We start from the raw sequence: 16,592 nt of genomic DNA on the forward strand, positions 1-16,592 counted from the left end.
GGGCCGCGCCCGCGGGGACGGCACAATCGAGCAGCGGCCGCGGTGGCCGCGTGAGGAAAGGTAAGAAGCAGTGGCCGACGAAGAGCAGTTGCCCCTGATCCCCGATCAACGGCGCGAGCTCCTGTTGAAGCATCTGCGCCGCGACGGAGTTCTGAGCGTGCAGCAGATCACCCAGCTCTTCGGCGTCTCCCACATGACCGTCCGCCGCGACATCGCCGAACTGGAGCGGCAGGGGCTGGTGTTCTCCGTGCCCGGCGGCGCGCGGATCGCCAGCCACCTCCAGAGCGAGCCCAGCTTCCAGGCCAAGGCACTGCTGGAGCAGCCCGAGAAGCAGGCCATGGCCGCGGAGGCGGCCGGGCTCGTCCGGGAGGGCATGACGGTCTATCTCGACGCGGGCACGACGCTGCTGGCCATGGTGCCGCTGCTCGCGCGCCACGAGTCGCTGACGGTCGTCACCAACGACTTCACGACCGTGGACCGGCTGATGGCGTCGCCCCACCTCGACGTCATACACATCGGCGGCCAGGTGGACCCGTCCAACAGGTCGAGCGTGGGCCGGCTCGCGGCCACCACCCTGCGTCAGCTGGCGCTCGACATCGCCTTCATCAGCACCAGCTCCTGGGACCTGTTGCGCGGGGTGACCACCCCGTCGGCGGCGAAGGTGGAGGTCAAGCAGGCGGCGATGGAGTGCACGGGGTCGAGCGTGCTGGTCGCCGGGTCGTCGAAGTACGGGACGTTCGGCAAGTTCCGGGTGGCCCCGCTCAGCGCGTTCGACACCATCGTGACGGACGGCTCCCTGGCGGAGGCGGCGGCCGAGGGTCTGCGCGCGGGCGGCGCCGATCTGCGGCCGGCATCCGCCTGAGCAGCGCTCACCAGTCGTGGACCGTGCCGTCCTGGAGCCGGTTGACGGGCAGGTAGGCGGCCTCGTACGGGTGCGCGGCCGCCGCCCGCTCGTCGAGCTCCACCCCGATACCGGGCGCCTCGCCGGGGTGCAGGTGCCCGTCGGTGAAGGTGTAGGCGTGCCGGAAGACCTCCTCGGTCCGGGGCGGGTGGCCCACGTACTCCTGGATGCCGAAGTTGTGGACGGCCAGGTCGAGGTGGAGGGCCGCCGCCATGCCCACCGGGGAAATGTCCTGGGGGCCGTGCACGGCCGTCCTGATCTGGTACAGCGCGGCGAAGTCGAACAGTTTCCGCAGCGGGGTCACGCCACCGAAGTGGGTGACGGCCGACCTGACGTAGTCGATCAGCTGTTCCGTGATCAGGGTCTGGTAGTCCTGAACGGTGTTGAAGACCTCCCCCACGGCCAGCGGAGTGGTGGTGTGGCGGCGCACCAGGCGGAAGGCCTCCTGGTTCTCGGCGGGTGTGCAGTCCTCCAGCCAGAACGGCCTGTACGGCTCCAGGTCCTTGCCGAGCCGTGCCGCCTGGGCCGGTGTGAGGCGGTGGTGCGCGTCGTGGAGCAGCGGCAGTTCGGCGCCGAACTCCGCGCGCACCGCCTCGAAGACGGCGGGGACATGGCGCAGGTAGGCGTCGGTGTCCCAGTCCTCGACCAGCGGCCTGGCCTGCTGGTGCGCTACGGGTGCGCCGTCGTCGTCCGTGGTGTGCACCCCGTACACGGCCTTCAGGCCGGGGACGCCCGACTGGACGCGTACCGCCTGATAGCCCTCGGCGAGCCGTGCCCGCACCGAGTCGAGCAGCTCCGGGATGTCCGCGCCGTTGGCGTGCCCGTAGGCGCGGACGCGCTCACGGCTCGCGCCTCCGAGGAGCTGGTAGAGCGGCATCCCCGCGGCCTTGGCCTTGATGTCCCACAGGGCGACGTCGACGGCGGCGAGCGCGGCCATCGTCACCGGTCCGCGCCTCCAGTAGGCCCCGCGGTAGAGGAACTGCCAGGTGTCCTCGATCCGGTGCGGATCGAGACCGGTGAGCAGCGGGACGACGTGGTCGGTGAGGTAGCCGACGACGGCCATCTCCCTGCCGTTGAGCGTGGCGTCGCCCAGGCCGGTGAGGCCCTCGTCCGTCGTCAGCTTCAGCGTGACGAAGTTGCGTCCGGGGCTGGTGACGACCACCGTAGCGTCGACGATCTTCATGCTGGTGCACTCTCCGATGCGGTGGGCGGGGCGGACCGGCTCAGCCCTCTGCACCCGGGTCAACCCTCGCACCACGGCGGGGAGCACCGCGCGCGAGGGTGTCTCGGTCCGTCGTGCGGAGCAGCCCGGCGGCGAGGAGGCCCGCGAGCCCCATGTCGGTGTCCGTGTACTCGCCGCCGAGGATGTGGGCCACGTACGCGTCCCGCGCCAGGGTGACCGGCTCGACGAACTCCTCGGCGTCCGGGGTGGGTTCGGCGACCTTGCGGCAGTCCCTGGCCAGCACTCCGTACCGCACGTGGGTCGCGTAGGACGCGAGGTACGTCCGCATGACGACCTCGGCGGTGCCCGCGCGGAATCCGGTCTCCTCCAGGAGCTCCCGCACCGCCGCGTGCAGCACGTCCTCACCCGGCTCGATCCCGCCACCGGGCAGTTCCGCCAGCACCTTGCCGGGTCCCGGTCTGTACTGGCGTACGAGGATGCCCTCGCCGTCCTCCGTGAACGCGACGACGGCGACCGTGGGCGAGCCCTCCAGGATGTCCCAGTCCGAGTCCTTGCCGTCGGGCTGAACATACGTCCGGCACCGCACCCTCAGATGGCCGGCGAATCCGGGACGCTCGCTCTTCGGCGTCCACTCCAGCGCTTCACGACTCTCCGTCACGAGCGGATCATGTCCTGCGTACGGGACGGCAAACGGGGAACCCGCCCGCCTTCGGTGCGCATGGGAGCGCACCGGAGGGGAACGAGCCCGTATTAGACATGTACATGCCCGTGCGGAACAGCCGATGACTCACCCCGGGGGAGCTCATGCGTCTTCACAGGACATCCGCAGCGGTCGTCGCCGTCGCGGCGGCCCTCTCGCTCGCCGCGTGCGACGGCGAGGGCGGCGACGGCCGGGGCGGCAGCGACAACGCCGCCGCCGAAGCACCCGCCTCCCCGCCCTCACCCTCCGCCGCCTCCCCATCCACACCGGGATCCGCGAGCCCGGGTGCGGACAGCGGCGGCGACACGACGGCATCGGCACCGGCGCGGGAGCCCTCCTCCGGTGCGGGCGGCCTCTGCCTGACCTCCCACCTGTCCTTCAGCAGTTCCGGCGGCATGGCGGAGGGCGAGATACTGATCCACCTCGAGAACACCGGGCCCAGTGCCTGTTCGATGCGCGGATTCCCCGGCCTGGACCTCAAGGGCGAGGACGGCACGGTGAGCGCCGTGCGCAGCGACCGGAAGGCCCCGACGGTCATCCTGGCGCCCGGTCAGGACACCCGCTTCTCCCTGCGCTTCCCGCCGAATCTCGGCGGCGGTTCGGGCACCACCTTCACCTCGGCGGTCGTGACTCCGCCGGACGAGACCCACTCGCACACCATGCCCCTCTCCGTCAGCGTTCCGGCGGACACGGGCTCGGCCCGGCGCATCACGGTGGACCCGGTCGGTTCGGGCAAGTAGGAGCTCGCCGCTTGCACACATCCTGGACACATCGTCCGGATGATGAGACGCGTTTGCGGAGGCAGGGGCCCCGGGAGTCTCATCGCGGCTGTGCAAACCGAACAGAAAACCCCTGATCAAGCCGTGTCCGACGACAAGGGGGCGAGGCGCGCCGTCACGGTGTTCCCCGTCCTCGTACTCGTGGCGGGCGTGGCCGGTCTCGTCACTCCCGGGACGTTCACCGGCTGGACGGAATCGGTCCCGTACCTGCTGGGCATCGTCATGTTCTGCATGGGGCTGACGATGACCCCGCTCGACTTCAGGGGTGTGGCGAAGCGTCCGTGGGCCGTGGCGATCGGCCTCGTCGCGCACTACGTGATCATGCCGGGGCTCGGCTGGGCCATCGCCCATCTGCTCGGGCTGCCTCCGCAGCTCGCCGCCGGTCTCATCCTGGTCGGCTGCGCGCCGAGCGGCACCGCGTCGAACGTGGTGACCTTCCTGGCCCGTGGCGACGTGGCGCTCTCGGTCTCCGTGGCCACCGTCTCCACGCTGGTGGCTCCGCTGGTGACGCCCCCGCTGACGCTGCTGCTGGCCGGCGCCTATCTGCCGGTGGACGCCGGCTCGATGATCACGGACATCCTCAAGACCGTGCTGCTTCCGGTCCTCGGCGGCCTGGTGGTGCGGCTCGTCGCGGGCAAGGCCGTCGACCGGGTGCTGGGCGTCATGCCGTGGCTGTCCTCGCTGGCCGTCGCCGCGATCGTCTGCGCCGTGGTGGCGGGCAGCGCCAGCATGATCAAGTCGGCCGCGCTCACCGTGCTGATAGCCGTGGTGCTGCACAACGGCCTCGGACTCGCGCTGGGCTACGCCGCGGGCAAGGCCGCCAGGCTGGGCAAGCCCGCCAGCCGCGCCATGGCCTTCGAGGTCGGCATGCAGAACTCCGGGCTCGCCGCCTCGCTGGCGACCGCCCACTTCAGCCCGCTGGCCGCCCTGCCCGCCGCGGTGTTCTCCGTGTGGCACAACATCTCGGGCGCCCTGGTCGCCGCATGGATGGCCCACCGGTCACGGCGCGACGAGGCGGCGTCCGAGGACGCCGGTCCCCCGCTGGGCACCGCGACCGCCGAAAGCGCCTGACGGACGCACGGAGCGCCCGGCCGGGACCGACCCGGCCGGGCGCTCCGGCGCGGTGACCGTCAGTCGCCGGGGTAGCTCACGATCGTCTGGGTCACGGCGGGTGAGTCCTGCGTCGTGTAGTAGTGGCTGCTGAGCCCGGAGAACCGTGCGGTGTCGCCCGTCTCCAGCTGGTGGGGGACGTCGTCCACCACCAGGGTCGCCCTGCCGGACAGCACGGTCACGTATTCGACGGAGTCCGTGCCGTGCGAGCTGACCTGGCTGGTGTCGTGCGGGTGCAGCCGTGAGCGGTAGATCTCGATGCGGCCCTCGCCCCGGCCCGCGAACAGCAGATTGACCGAGGTCTCGTCGTCCGGCTCGTGCAGGTCCCCGGCCCGGACGATCTCGGGGCGCAGCATCGGCTGCCGCAGCAGGTCCGTGGCGCTGGTCTCCAGTACGTCGGCGATCCGCACCAGCACGTCGACCGTCGGGTTGGCCTCGGCGCGCTCGATCTGGGAGAGCAGCCCCTTGCTCACCCCGGTCGCGGCCGAGAGCTCACGCAGGCTCAGCCCCCGGGCCAGCCTGCGGCGGTTGAGGTTGGACGCCAGCGACGACCGTACGGTCCCGGGTCCGGCCTGCGGCGCCAGCGGGCGCGCCGGTGCGGGCAGGGTCGCCGTGACGGGTGTGTCCACCGTTCCGTTCCTCCTCGCGATCTCGGCCGGGCGCAGGTCAGCCCCTCACTCTAGCGGTGCGTCTGTCGGGCCGTCAGCCCTCGTCGGTGCCTGTCGGCTCCTGGCCGGCCGTCCGTCCGGGCAGCGCGTCGAGCATCCGCCCGGTCCACGAGTGGACCGGGGCGTCGAGCACCTCGGTCACGCTTCCCTCCTCGACGATCCGCCCCTGGTACATGACCGCCACCCGGTCGGCGATCTGCCGCACCACCGCCAGGTCGTGCGTGATGAAGAGGATCGCGAACCCCTCGCTGCGCCTGAGCGAGTCCAGCAGGTTCAGCAGCTGGGCCTGGACCGAGACGTCGAGGGCCGCGACCGCTTCGTCGCAGATCAGCAGGCGGGGCCGGGCGGCCAGCGCCCTGGCAAGCGCCACCCGCTGGCGTTCTCCGCCGGAGAGCGCGGCCGGACGGCGGGCGGCGTACGGGAGGGGCAGTCCCACCTGGGAGAGCAGCCGCTCCACGTCGGAGGCGGCGATGTCACGGGCACGCCCTCCCGCCCGGGCGGCCAGCGCCTCGCGCAGCGTCGCGCCCACCGTGCGCAGGGGGTTGAGCGAGGAGTACGGGTCCTGGAAGACGATCTGCGCCTGGCCCGCGAGGGCGCGCCGGTCCGCCGTGCCGGGGCGGCGGCCCGGCGGCAGCGCGATGCCTCCGGTCCGTACGCTTCCGCTGTCGAACGTCTCCAGGCCGATGGCGATCCGGGCGAGCGTCGTCTTCCCCGAACCGGACTCCCCCACCAGGGCCGTCACGGAGCCGGGGGCGACCGTGAGGCTCACGTCCCGCAGGGCAGGGTGGTCGCCGCCCGACGAACGGAACGTCCGGTCCACGGAGGTGACGGCCAGCACCGCTTCCTCGTCCCGTACGGGAGCGGGCGCGGCGTCGGTGGCGGGTGCGCGGTCGCCCGGCGCCGCCAGGGCGTCGCCGATCTCGGGCAGCCGCAGGCAGGCGGACTGCCGGTTCCCCGCGACGGTCCGCAGTGCGAGCGGGGTGGTCCGGCACTCGGGCGCCGCGTGGGCGCACCGGCCGGCGAACGGGCAGCCACCGGTGCGCTGCCCGGGCGGGGGCACGAAGCCGGGCAGGGCGGGCAGTTCGGCGAAGCGCGTACGGACCGAGGGCTCGGAGGCCAGCAGTCCGGCGGTGTAGGGATGAGCGGGCGACGCCTCCAGCTCGTCCGGCCGGCCCTGCTCCAGCACCGCGCCCGCGTACAGTACGTACACCCGGTCGCAGGCGGAGAACGCGACCCGCAGGTCGTGGCTGATGAGGACGAGTCCCATGCCCCGGTCACGCTGGAGGCCGCGCAGGAGGTCGAGGACCGCCTGCTGGTTCGCGGCGTCGAGCGCGGTCGTGGGCTCGTCGGCGATCAGCAGTTCGGGGTCCCCGGCGAGGGCCGCCGCGGCGGCGACCCGCTGGCGCATGCCGCCGGACAGTTCGTGCGGATGGCGGTCGGCGATCTCGGGGCCGAGCCCCACCTCGGCCAGCCTGCGCGCCACCTCGGCGCGGCGGGCCGGCGCGTTTGCGCGTCCGCCGAGTGCGCCGTGGCGCTCGCGCAGACCGTCGGCGATCTGGCGTCCGCAGGTCAGCTGGGGGTGGAGCATGGTGAACGGGTCCTGCATCAGCAGGGTGACGCGGCGTCCGCGCAGCGCGTGGCGGGCTCGCGGGGTGAGCTCCAGGACCTCCTGGCCCGCGATCCGTACCGAACCGCCGGTGGCCGCCGTGCCCGGGGGCAGCAGTCCGGCGACGGCGCGCATCGCCAGTGACTTGCCGCTGCCCGACTCGCCGACGATGCCGACGCACTCGCCCCGGCCGACCGTCAGACAGACGCCGTCCAGGATGGTGACGGGTCCGTCGGAGCCCGCCGTCGCCGCGACCTTCAGCCCGTCCACGGCGAGCAGGGGCCCGTCCGGCTCCGCGGTCTTCGTGGGGACGGCGGACACGGTTGCCCCGCGCGCTGTCATCAGGACCTCCCTCGGTCGGAGAACGCCTCGAACAGCCGGTCGCCGAGGAGGTTGAGCGCCACGGCCGCCAGGACGATGAGCACGGCGGGTGCCAGCGCGGCGGACGGGTTGTCGTACAGCAGCGTGCGGTTCTCGGAGAGCATGCGTCCCCAGTCGGGGGCGCCGGGCGGCACTCCGAGGCCGAGGAAGGAGAGCGAGCTGAGCGCGACGACGGCTCCCGCGAAGTTGAGCAGGGCGTTGGCGACGGCCACCGGCAGGACGTTCGGCCAGATGTGCCGGGTCATCACGGCGAAGCGCGACAGCCCGAGCGTCTCGGCGGCCTCGACGTAGGCCCGGTGGCGCTGTTCCAGGACGGAGGACCTGACGAGCCGGATGTCGGCGGGCGAGGTGAGGACCACGAGCACGCAGACCGCGAGCGTGTAACCGCCGCCGCCGATGCCCGCGACGACGATCGTCACCAGCAGGGCGGGGAGCGCGAGCAGCAGATCGGCCCATCGGCGTACGAGGGCGTCGATCCAGCCGCCCCGGTAGCCGGCGAGCAGCCCGAGCACGTTGCCGATGACCATCGAGCCCGCCGCGACGAGGGCCGCGCCGACCAGCGTGGAGCGTGCGCCCGCGACCACCATGGAGGCGATGTCGCGGCCCAGCTCGTCGGTGCCGAGCAGGTGTCCGGCGCCGGGCATCGTGACGCCGGTGGCCAGGTCCTGGGTGTCCCAGCCGGGCAGGAGCGTCTGCCCCAGGGCTGCGGCGAGCGCCAGCAGGATCAGCACGGCGCCGCCGCACAGGACCAGGGGGGAGGCGCCGGGGAAGCGGCGTGTGCGGGTACTCATCGGCCGTCCTTCTCGATGGCTCCGGCGAGCGCGGGCACGGTCTGCCCCTGGGCCGCCTCGGGCGCTCCGGGCCGGGGCGCCTTCGGGGCCGGCGCCGTCTGCAGACGCGGGTCCAGCAGGGGCTGGACCAGATCGGTGACGAGGTTGGCGGCGCAGACGAGGGCCGCGAGCAGCAGTGCCTCGGCCTGCACGACGGGCACGTCCCGGAAGGTGACGGAGTCGACGAGGAGCGAGCCGAGGCCCGGGAGGGCGAAGACCTGTTCCACCATGACGGTGCCCGCGAGCAGGTAGGCGATGACGAGGCTCACCCCGGTGAGCACCGGGACCAGCGTGCCGCGCAGCACGTAGTGGAGCAGGATGTCCCGCTCCCGTACGCCCCGGGCGCGGGCGAAGGTGACGTGTTCGCGCTCCAGTTCGCGTACGACCGCGGCGCGGGTGAGTTTGAGCAGCACCGCCGTGACCGCGAGGCCGAGCGCCACGCCGGGCAGTACGAGGTGGGTGAGGCGGTCGCCGCCTTCGCCCGGGCCGTACGCGGGGAACCAGCCCAGCATCAGCGAGAACACGTAGATGAGCACGAGTCCGCTGGCGAAGGCAGGGGTGGAGAGGGCGATCACGCCCAGGCTCTGGACCGCCCGGTCGGTGGTGCGCCGGTTGCGCAGCCCGGCCAGGACACCCAGCGGGAGTCCGAGCAGGAGGGCGACGAGCAGGCCGAGGCCGACCAGCTGACCGGTCAGCACGAGCCGGCCGCCGATCGCGGAGGCGACGCTCTCGCCGGTGCGGATGGACGTGCCCAGGTCGAGCCGGACCGCGTCGCTGAGCCAGTACCAGTACTGGGCGGCCAGCGGGCTGTCGAGGTGGTAGCGGGCGCGCACGGCGGACAGCGCCTCGGGGGTCGCGCTCCGCGGGCCGAGCAGGGTCTGCGCGGGGTCGCCGGGGGCGGCCTGGAGCAGGGCGAAGACGGCGACGGACAGGATGAGGAGCAGGACGGCCGTGCCCGCGATCCTGCGCAGCACGAAGCCGAGGGGCAGCCCGGCGCGAAGACGTGCGCTCACGCGTACGGCGGTCATCGGCGCTCCTCGGACGTGCCGGTCAGCGGATCGGCCGTACCGGGGGCCGGCTCGGACGTGCCGGAGACCGTCTCGGACGTGCCGGAGGCGGAGGGGGTGGCCGTGCCGGAGGTGGACCGGGGGAAGTCGTCCTCCGGCACGGCCGGGGAAGCCGCACGGGGGTTCGGGCCGGGGGAAGCCGGCCCCGGTGCGGCGGCTGGGGACGGCGGTGCCGGGGTGGCCCCGCCGAGATGGGTGTCGAGCCATTCCCCGACACGGGTGACGGCGTCGAGGAGGTGGGCGGGGTCGGTGAACTCGTGGCCCTCGCCCGGGTACACCAGCAGTTCGGCGGGGGCCCGGCCGGCGCGCAGCAGCGAGCGGTAGAGCTCGTGGGCCTGGCCGACCGGGGTGACCCGGTCCTCCGCGCCGTGCACGATCAGCGTCGGCGTACCGCTGCCGCCCTGGGCGAACACGGCGGACCGCCGGCACCACTCCAGGGGGTCCCGGGGGGAGCCGATGCGGTAGGTGCGGTCGTATCCGCCGCCGATGTTGCTGGTGTGGGTGAAGCTGAGCCAGTCCGTGGGGGCGGACACCACGACGGCTGCCGCGAACACGTCGGTCCTGGCGGCGGCGAGGGCGGCGAGGTGTCCCCCGTAACTGTGGCCGAGCACGGCGACACGGCCCGGGTCGGCGAGGCCCTCGGCGACGAGGTGGCGGACCCCGGAGAGCACGTCCTCCAGGTCGCCGCCTCCGACGTCACCGACGACCGCGCGCGCGTGCTCCCGGCCGGCGCCGCTGCTGCCGCGCGGGTTGGGGAGCAGGACGAGATAGCCGGCCTCGGCCAGTGCGGGGGCCAGGCCCAGCACGTCGCCCGGCGCGTACATGGAGGACCAGAGCCAGGCCGGTCCGCCGTGCACCAGCACCGCGAGGGGAAGGGGTTCGCCGCCGGTGGGCCCGGCGGCCCGGAGCAGGAGCCCTCGGACCTGCCGGCCGTCGTCGGAGCTCCAGGTCGTCGCGGTGGTCCGCGTCGGCGCGTGTCCCGCACCGGGGTTGAGCGAGGTGACGGGAGTCCAGTCCCAGGCACCGGGCCCGTCAGTGCGCGCGACGACCGCCTCGGCGGGGCGCCCGGGCGCGTCGAGCACCGTCGCCGCGAGCCGGCCCGGCGCGTCGAGCGACAGCGCGGGCTGGAAGCCCGCTCCGCTCAGCGTCGCCTCGTCGGACCAGAGCCGTGTGCCGGCGCGGCCGACCAGGGAGCCGGTGCCGTCCCATCCCGCGTGCCAGAGGGTGCCGGGCTCGGCCCGGTCGTCGAACTGGAGCCAGGTGGCGTCCTCGACGTCCTCCAGGGTGCGAACGGTGCCGGAGCCGAGGTCCGCCAGGAGAGGGCGGCCGGAGACGATGGATATCCCCTCGCACACCGCCGCGAGCCGTCCGTCGGCGGAGAGCGCGGGCGCGGCGAGCTGTCCGTCCGGAATGTGCAGGGTGCGCGCGGTGCGGGCCGACAGGTCGAGCTCGGCGAGCCGGGCGTCGTAGTAGCCGGCGGGCAGGGTCTCCTCGGAGACCGTGGCGACGGCGGTGGCGCCACCGCGCCAGGCCACGTTCCACACCGTCAGACCGGCGGGTCCCGCCGCGCGCACCGTGCCGTCGGCCAGTTCGACCGTCCAGACGGAGCGGCGACCGCTGCCCGCGGTGAAGCGTTCGGGGGCGGGTGCGGCGCCGAGCCGCACGGGCAGCCCCAGGTTCATGCCGTCGCGCTCGGCGCCGTCCTCAGCGCAGAGGAGCAGCGCGCGGGTGCCGTCGTCGGAGACGAGGAGTTCCTCCACCGCGCCCGGGGCGGTGGCGACGGAGCGGACGGCTCCGGTCCTCGTGTCGAGTGCGGCCAGCTCCGGGTGTCCGGCGTCCGCCGCTTCCGCGATGTGCAGGAGGGTGCGGGAGTCGGGCAGCCAGCGGGGGCTGTGGCGGTCCACGGAGACGTCCCGGGGGCCCGCGGGCACCGGCGCCCCGGGGGCGTCGTGGAACGCCTCCGGGACGGCCGACAGCACCAGTTCGGTGCGGAGCGGGCCCGCGGCGGTGACCGCGACCGCCCGGCCGTCGGGGCTGATCCGGGCTTCGACCGGGTGCGTCAGCCGCAGCGTCGCCTCGCGGGCACGCCGCACGGCGGGTGCGGCGTGCCGCTGCGATGGCACGGCGGTGCCGGTCATGTGTCTCCGTTCGTGGTACCGCGGCGCGGGGCGCCGTGGGGATGGTCGGGCTCTCAGGCGGCCTTGCGGACGCGGGTCGCCCAGGGGCCGATGAGGGCGTACGGCCCCTGCTCCAGCAGCACGATGTCCTTGGACAGCGCCGTCGCGCTCTGGGCCCACCAGAGCGGCAGGTAGGGCAGATCGGGGCCCGCCTCCTGCACCGCCTTCATCAGCAGCTTCCCGCGCTCGGCGGGGTCCGTGGACTTCTTGGCGCTGTCGAGCGCGGAGTTCACGGCGGCGTTGTCGTAGTGGGCGATGTTCGTGGCGGTGGCGGCGGCGTTGAGATACGGGTCGGCGAGCTCCGCCGGGTCGCCGGTGACCGGGAAGTACCACAGGAACTGCAGCGGCTGCTTGCCGGAGCCGAGCTCCGACACCCACTGTTCGAGGGTGATCTCCTTGACGTCCAGCGTGATGCCGATCTTCTTCAGCGCCGCGGCCAGGGCCAGCGCCGCCTTGCCGAGCTGCGGTCCGCTGCCCGGGTAGTGCAGCTCCGCCGTGAAGCCGTCCTTCGACGCCGACTTGGCGAGCTCCGCGCGTGCGGCGTCCAGGTCGAAGCCGAGGGCGGGGATCGCGTCGTAACCGGAGCGGACCTGGTCCGCCGGCATCAGGTCGCCCCACATGTCGGGCGACGGGAGGGCGTCGGCGACCTCGGCCTTGCCGTGCAGCAGGCCCTTGACCATGCCCGCGCGGTCCGCGGCGTGAGCGAAGGCGCGGCGGACGTGGATGTCGTCGAAGGGGGCCTTGGAGGTGTCGAAGGCCAGGGAGACCACCGAGCGGTCACCTGTGTAGGTGACACGCGCGGCCGACTCCCAGCTGCGGGCCTCGTCCGAGGCGAGGCCGAGCGCGCCGTCCACGGCCTTGGACTTCATCGCGACGAGCCGTGTGCCGGCGTCGGGGACGAAGGAGAGCTTGAGCTTCTGCACGGCGGGCTTCTCGCCCCACCACGCGTCGTTGCGCTCCAGCAGCACGTGGTCGTCGGCCGCGAACTCGGTGATGCGGTACGGACCGGTGCCGAGCAGCAGGGTCTGTGATGTGCCGACCTTGCCCTTGTTGCGCTTGAGGAAGGTACGGCTGCTGACGAGGAGTCCGCCCGCGGTGGTGGTCCAGGCGAACATCGCGTCGGGCGCGGTGAGCCGGATCGTCACCTCCAGGTCGCCGGTGGCCTTGACCGAGCTGACGCCCGCGTAGGCGTAGGAGAGCGCGGAGCCGTTGTCCGGGTCGCGGATGGCCTCGATGGAGGCGACCACGTCGTCGGCGGTGAACGGGGTCCCGTCCGCGAAGACGACGCCCCGGCGCAGGGTGTAGACGTACGTCCGGGCGTCGGGCTGCTTCCAGGACGAGGCGAGGCCGGGTCCGAGCTCGCCCGAGGGGCTGACCGACAGCAGTGATTCCTGGGCGAGTGCGGCGACCAGGTAGTTCAGCACGCCGGATTCGCGGCCGACATCGAGGCTGGACAGGGACGAGGGAAGGGCCAGCGTGAGCTGGTCGATCTTCACGTCGGCGCCCTGCGCCCCCGTACCGGAGCCGGTCCCCGCGGCGTCGTCACCGGAGGCCGCGGGCTGCGGCGCACAAGCGGCGAGCACACCCGAGGCGGCCAGCAGGCCCATGCCCGCTCCAGCGATCCGCAGCACGTTCCGTCGGCTGAGGCTGCCGCCCGGCTCCGCGTTCATCAGGAACCACCCGTCTCAAGATGTCCATTGATACTGCCCAATTGGGCTCGGCCAGTATACGAATTCCTTTGAGGACGTCAACGAGCGTCTTATGGGCGCACGAGAGGAGGGCAGTTGGGGAGATTTACGCCCGATTCAAGAGGGTTTACCGAGATTCGCCCCGGAGTGCGCACGGGACAGCGCGAGCAGCGCCTGATCGTCCTGCGGCCGGCCGCCAGTGTGCCGCCGGACATCCTCGATCAGCGTGTCCAGGATGTGGCCCGGGGCCAGGCCTTGACCGGAACGCGGCACCCCACCGAGAGCGAGCGGCAGACGGACGACGGGGTCGTAGAAGTCCCCGGCGGCGTCCCGCGCCTCGGTGATGCCGTCCGTGAAGCAGAGCAGGGTGGCGCCCGCCGGGAACGGGAAGCTGTCGACGGGGGCGGACCAGGCACCCAGGTCGCTCATTCCCAGCGGAGGCGCCTCCTCGGAGGAGTCGAGGCGTGTCGCACGGCCCCTCGCGTCCAGGACGACGGGCGGCGGGTGGCCACGGTTGATCAGCCGCACCCAGGCCAGGTCTTCGGAGAACTCCGCGATGAGCGCGGTGGTGAAGCCCTCCGCCCGCTCCTGCCCACCGCGCCGCTCCCCCTCCCGCAGCAGGGCCCGCTCCAGTCGCCGCACCAGCTGGGGAAGGTCCTCGGCCTCGTCCGCCGCGTACCGGAAGGCGCCGAGGTCGGCGCTGACGGCGCTGACCGCCCCGAGCCCCTTGCCCCGCACATCACCGACCATGACCCGGATTCCGTACGGGGTGCTCTGCACGACGTACAGGTCCCCGCCGATCGCGGCCTCGCTCTCCGCGGGCACGTACCGCGCCTCGATGCTCAGGTCGCCCAGCCGGGAGGGCGGCCTGGGCAGCACGGCCTGCTGGGCGACCGCGGCGACGTACTGGGCGCGCCGGGCGCGGGCGTCCTGCCTGCGCAGAGTCCGGTGGATCAGCACCGCGAGCACCGTGACGCCCGCCAGGGTGATCTGGTTGGCCACACCAGCACGCCAGCCGAAGGTCCCGTCGATCCAGGCGAGGAACGCGTGCACGGCCATCGCGACGAGCCCCACCCCGACGATCCCGCGGATGCCGCAGAGCGGCGCGGCGGCGACGGGCGCCGCCATGAGGAGCGGCGCGGACGTCACATCCTGCGGGGTGACGAGGTCGATCACCACGGCCATGACGATGAGACCTACGGGGATCCACATGGTTCTCAGCAGCTGCGGCACTCCCCCACGCTGACCGCAGTGACGCCCCGCCGCATCCCGAGCGGGCGCACAGCAGACCTCCGCGTTCGCGCCGCCCCGCCTCCGCCTCACCCCGCGCTTCCACGACCCGACCGAGGAGCAGCAAGCCGCGCACCTCTGACTCACGAATAAGCAGTACTTAAGGTTTCCACCGCAAAGACTAAATGGAACTTTTCGTTCCGGGCGGCGATGCTGGACGGCATGTCCTCACGCCTGATCTCCCCCCGCTTCCTCGCCCTGACCGGCACCGTGGTCCTGTGGGCCTCGGCCTTTCCCGCCATCCGGGTCGGCATCGACGGCCTGGGGGTGCAGGCGCTGTCGTTCCTGCGGATCGTGATCGCCGCCGGTGCGCTGCTGCTGGTGGCACCGTTCGCGAAGGTCCGCATACCCCGGTCCCGCGATCTGCCCATGATCGCCTTGTGCGGGGCGACCGGGATCACCGCCTACCAGCTCCTGCTCAACTGGGGCGAAGTGGAGGTCGCGGCCGGTACGGCGAGCCTGTTGATCGCGATCGTCCCCGCCTTCAGCGTGCTGCTGGGAAGTCTGTTCCTCGGAGAACGGCTGAGCCGCAACATCGTCCTCGGCAGTGTCGTCGCGATGGCCGGCGCGGCCGTCGTCAGCATGGCCAGGGGCACCGGCGGGTTCACCGCCTCCGCCCTCATCATCCTGGCCGCCGCTGTGGTCCAAGGGGTGTACCACGTCGCCACCAAGCCACTGCTGCGCCACTACACCGGCCTGGAGGTCGCCACCTACGCGATGGTCGCCGGCACGGTCTTCGCGCTGCCGCTGGGCCCCGCCACCTGGCACGCGACCCTGCACGCCCCGGCCGACGCCCTGGCCTCGGCGCTCTATCTGGGTCTGCTCCCCTCCGCTCTCGGCTTCGTCATCTGGGCCTACGCGGTCGCCCGGCTGCCGCTCGCCGCCTCCACCGCCGCCCTGTACCTGGTCCCGCCAGCGGCCCTGATCATCTCCTTCGTCTGGCTGGGCGAGGTGCCCCACTTCGTCGAGCTGGTGGGCGGAGCGATCGGCGTCGCGGGAGTGATCATGATCAACCGGCGCGGGCCGGCGCAGCGCCGCGGGGAGCAGGGAGCCGCCCCCGGCCGCCCAGCGGCCGACCGGCCGGTCGCCACGAGGTGAGACCCTGCACCGCGTCGCGGAGAACCGGCTCCGGCCCGGCCCGAAACCAGGAAAGGAGCAGACCGTGCTCGATGTACGCCGTCTGCGCATCCTCCAGCACCTCGCCGCGTACGGGACCGTCGCGGCCACCGCGGAGGCTCTCCACCTGACTCCACCAGCGGTATCCCAGCACCTCGCCGCCCTGCAGAAGGAGGCCGGCACACCGGTGGTGGAGAAGCGGGGACGCACCCTGCGGCTGACCGCGGCCGGGGAACTGCTGGTGGCCCATGCCGAGATCATCCTGGCGGAACTCGCGGCAGCCGAGGCCGGCCTGGCCGCCCTGCAGAGCGGCCGGCACGGCATCGTGCGGATCACCGCCTTCGCCTCCGCCGCCCGCGCCCTCGTCGCACCTCTGTGGCAACACCTGGCCGACCTCGGTCCGGCCCCGGGCCTGTCGCTGCGGCTGTCCGTGCAGGAACCGGACGAAGCCCTCGAAGAACTGCACAAGCGCTCGACCGACCTCGCCCTGGTCCACAGCTACACCGTGCTGCCCCGCAGCCTCCCCACCACGTGCGAGCAGGCCGTCCTCATGGAAGAACCGGTGCTGCTCGCCCTGCACCCCCGCCAGGCCGGCGAGCTGGGTCTGGCGCCCGGGCAGCCGGCGGACCTGTCCCACACGGCACACCTGCCCTGGCTCACCCCAGGACCGGAGACCTCCTGCTACGAAATGATCCAACGTGCCTGCGGCGCAGCCGGGTTCGTCCCGGACATCAGAACCCGCAGCAGCGACTTCGCCGTACTGGCGGCCCTGGTCGCCGCGGGAGCGGGCACCGCCCTCATCCCGCGCATGGCCCTGCCCGACACCACCGGGTCCCTCAGCCTCCACCCCCTGCTCCAGCCGGTCTCCCGCACCATCTTCACCGTCAGCCGTGCGGGAACCGGGAAACACCCCGATCTGCGCCGCGTCCTGGAACTGCTACACAACCCGCCCGCAACCCCCGGCACCGGGCGGCTCTCGTAGGCATCCCCCGACCCGAGCGAGATCACATGCGACGGCCCGGAGGACGCGAAGCGCCGTTCCGGTTCGCGGAACTCGATGCCCCGGCACTCGCGAAGGGCCCTGCGTGGCGCGCAC

14 protein-coding genes are annotated in these 16,592 nt (G+C 73.0%); 5 read left to right on the forward strand and 9 right to left on the reverse strand.

Annotated features, from left to right (window positions below):
* Window positions 1–70: 70 nt before the first annotated feature.
* Window positions 71–862: a DeoR/GlpR family DNA-binding transcription regulator gene (locus tag AMK10_RS22750; RefSeq protein WP_073749747.1), complete on the forward strand. Its 792-nt coding sequence runs from the start codon at window positions 71–73 to the stop codon at window positions 860–862.
* Between the two features lie 7 nt (window positions 863–869).
* Here the strand turns inward: AMK10_RS22750 and manD are convergent, their stop codons facing one another.
* Together manD and AMK10_RS22760 are read right to left on the reverse strand one after the other, a co-directional pair.
* Complete coding sequence (manD, locus tag AMK10_RS22755) at window positions 870–2,084, reverse strand: D-mannonate dehydratase ManD (RefSeq protein ID WP_073749748.1); 1,215 nt, start codon at window positions 2,082–2,084, stop codon at window positions 870–872.
* A gap of 40 nt (window positions 2,085–2,124) precedes the next feature.
* Window positions 2,125–2,742: an NUDIX hydrolase gene (locus AMK10_RS22760; protein ID WP_079180829.1), complete on the reverse strand. Its 618-nt coding sequence runs from the start codon at window positions 2,740–2,742 to the stop codon at window positions 2,125–2,127.
* Window positions 2,743–2,888: 146 nt separating this feature from the next.
* Between AMK10_RS22760 and AMK10_RS36675 the strand changes: the two genes are divergently transcribed.
* Both AMK10_RS36675 and AMK10_RS22770 read left to right on the forward strand, forming a co-directional pair.
* The gene (locus AMK10_RS36675) at window positions 2,889–3,524 is read left to right on the forward strand and encodes a DUF4232 domain-containing protein (protein ID WP_079180830.1); all 636 of its coding nucleotides are present in this window, start codon (window positions 2,889–2,891) and stop codon (window positions 3,522–3,524) included.
* 90 nt (window positions 3,525–3,614) lie between these two features.
* Window positions 3,615–4,634 (forward strand): bile acid:sodium symporter family protein, encoded by a 1,020-nt coding sequence (locus AMK10_RS22770; RefSeq protein WP_073749749.1) that lies wholly within the window; start codon window positions 3,615–3,617, stop codon window positions 4,632–4,634.
* A gap of 59 nt (window positions 4,635–4,693) precedes the next feature.
* On the opposite strand, the gene AMK10_RS22775 is transcribed toward AMK10_RS22770, so the two are convergent.
* The 7 genes from AMK10_RS22775 to AMK10_RS22805 all read right to left on the reverse strand — a co-directional run bounded on the left by AMK10_RS22775 (window position 4,694) and on the right by AMK10_RS22805 (window position 14,302).
* A complete protein-coding gene (locus AMK10_RS22775; protein WP_241839635.1) occupies window positions 4,694–5,302 on the reverse strand; it encodes a helix-turn-helix domain-containing protein in 609 nt (202 codons plus the stop codon).
* A gap of 73 nt (window positions 5,303–5,375) precedes the next feature.
* On the reverse strand, window positions 5,376–7,289 hold the full coding sequence (locus tag AMK10_RS22780; protein WP_073749750.1) for an ABC transporter ATP-binding protein: 1,914 nt from the start codon (window positions 7,287–7,289) through the stop codon (window positions 5,376–5,378).
* Complete coding sequence (locus AMK10_RS22785) at window positions 7,289–8,119, reverse strand: ABC transporter permease (RefSeq protein WP_073749751.1); 831 nt, start codon at window positions 8,117–8,119, stop codon at window positions 7,289–7,291. Before AMK10_RS22785 ends, AMK10_RS22780 begins: the two co-directional genes overlap by 1 nt.
* A complete protein-coding gene (locus AMK10_RS22790; protein WP_079180831.1) occupies window positions 8,116–9,186 on the reverse strand; it encodes an ABC transporter permease in 1,071 nt (356 codons plus the stop codon). Before AMK10_RS22790 ends, AMK10_RS22785 begins: the two co-directional genes overlap by 4 nt.
* Window positions 9,183–11,363 carry an alpha/beta hydrolase family protein gene (locus AMK10_RS22795; RefSeq protein ID WP_073749752.1) on the reverse strand — a complete coding sequence of 727 codons (2,181 nt, stop codon included), beginning with the start codon at window positions 11,361–11,363 and terminating at the stop codon, window positions 9,183–9,185. The genes AMK10_RS22790 and AMK10_RS22795 overlap by 4 nt, the downstream gene beginning before the upstream one ends.
* A gap of 53 nt (window positions 11,364–11,416) precedes the next feature.
* The gene (locus AMK10_RS22800) at window positions 11,417–13,072 is read right to left on the reverse strand and encodes an ABC transporter substrate-binding protein (RefSeq protein ID WP_073749753.1); all 1,656 of its coding nucleotides are present in this window, start codon (window positions 13,070–13,072) and stop codon (window positions 11,417–11,419) included.
* Window positions 13,073–13,207: 135 nt separating this feature from the next.
* A complete protein-coding gene (locus AMK10_RS22805) occupies window positions 13,208–14,302 on the reverse strand; it encodes a PP2C family protein-serine/threonine phosphatase (RefSeq protein ID WP_073749754.1) in 1,095 nt (364 codons plus the stop codon).
* Between the two features lie 240 nt (window positions 14,303–14,542).
* On the opposite strand from AMK10_RS22805, the gene AMK10_RS22810 reads away from it, so the two are divergent.
* Window positions 14,543–15,478 (forward strand): DMT family transporter, encoded by a 936-nt coding sequence (locus AMK10_RS22810; RefSeq protein ID WP_073750162.1) that lies wholly within the window; start codon window positions 14,543–14,545, stop codon window positions 15,476–15,478.
* A 64-nt stretch (window positions 15,479–15,542) separates the two neighbouring features.
* The gene (locus AMK10_RS22815) at window positions 15,543–16,478 is read left to right on the forward strand and encodes a LysR family transcriptional regulator (RefSeq protein ID WP_073749755.1); all 936 of its coding nucleotides are present in this window, start codon (window positions 15,543–15,545) and stop codon (window positions 16,476–16,478) included.
* The last annotated feature ends 114 nt before the right edge of the window (window positions 16,479–16,592 follow it).

The organism is Streptomyces sp. CB02058 (assembly GCF_001905505.1).
Classification (GTDB): Bacteria; Actinomycetota; Actinomycetes; order Streptomycetales; family Streptomycetaceae; genus Streptomyces.

Bases quoted from the DNA above. Each gene is read 5' to 3' on its own strand.
- AMK10_RS36675 (WP_079180830.1), top strand. From the start codon at position 2,889: ATGCGTCTTCACAGGACATCCGCAGCGGTCGTCGCCGTCGCGGCGGCC.
- AMK10_RS22795 (WP_073749752.1), bottom strand. From the start codon at position 11,363: ATGACCGGCACCGCCGTGCCATCGCAGCGGCACGCCGCACCCGCCGTG.
- AMK10_RS22810 (WP_073750162.1), top strand. From the start codon at position 14,543: ATGTCCTCACGCCTGATCTCCCCCCGCTTCCTCGCCCTGACCGGCACC.
- AMK10_RS22780 (WP_073749750.1), bottom strand. From the start codon at position 7,289: ATGACAGCGCGCGGGGCAACCGTGTCCGCCGTCCCCACGAAGACCGCG.
- AMK10_RS22800 (WP_073749753.1), bottom strand. From the start codon at position 13,072: ATGAACGCGGAGCCGGGCGGCAGCCTCAGCCGACGGAACGTGCTGCGG.
- AMK10_RS22805 (WP_073749754.1), bottom strand. From the start codon at position 14,302: ATGTGGATCCCCGTAGGTCTCATCGTCATGGCCGTGGTGATCGACCTC.
- AMK10_RS22785 (WP_073749751.1), bottom strand. From the start codon at position 8,119: ATGAGTACCCGCACACGCCGCTTCCCCGGCGCCTCCCCCCTGGTCCTG.
- manD (WP_073749748.1), bottom strand. From the start codon at position 2,084: ATGAAGATCGTCGACGCTACGGTGGTCGTCACCAGCCCCGGACGCAAC.
- AMK10_RS22790 (WP_079180831.1), bottom strand. From the start codon at position 9,186: ATGACCGCCGTACGCGTGAGCGCACGTCTTCGCGCCGGGCTGCCCCTC.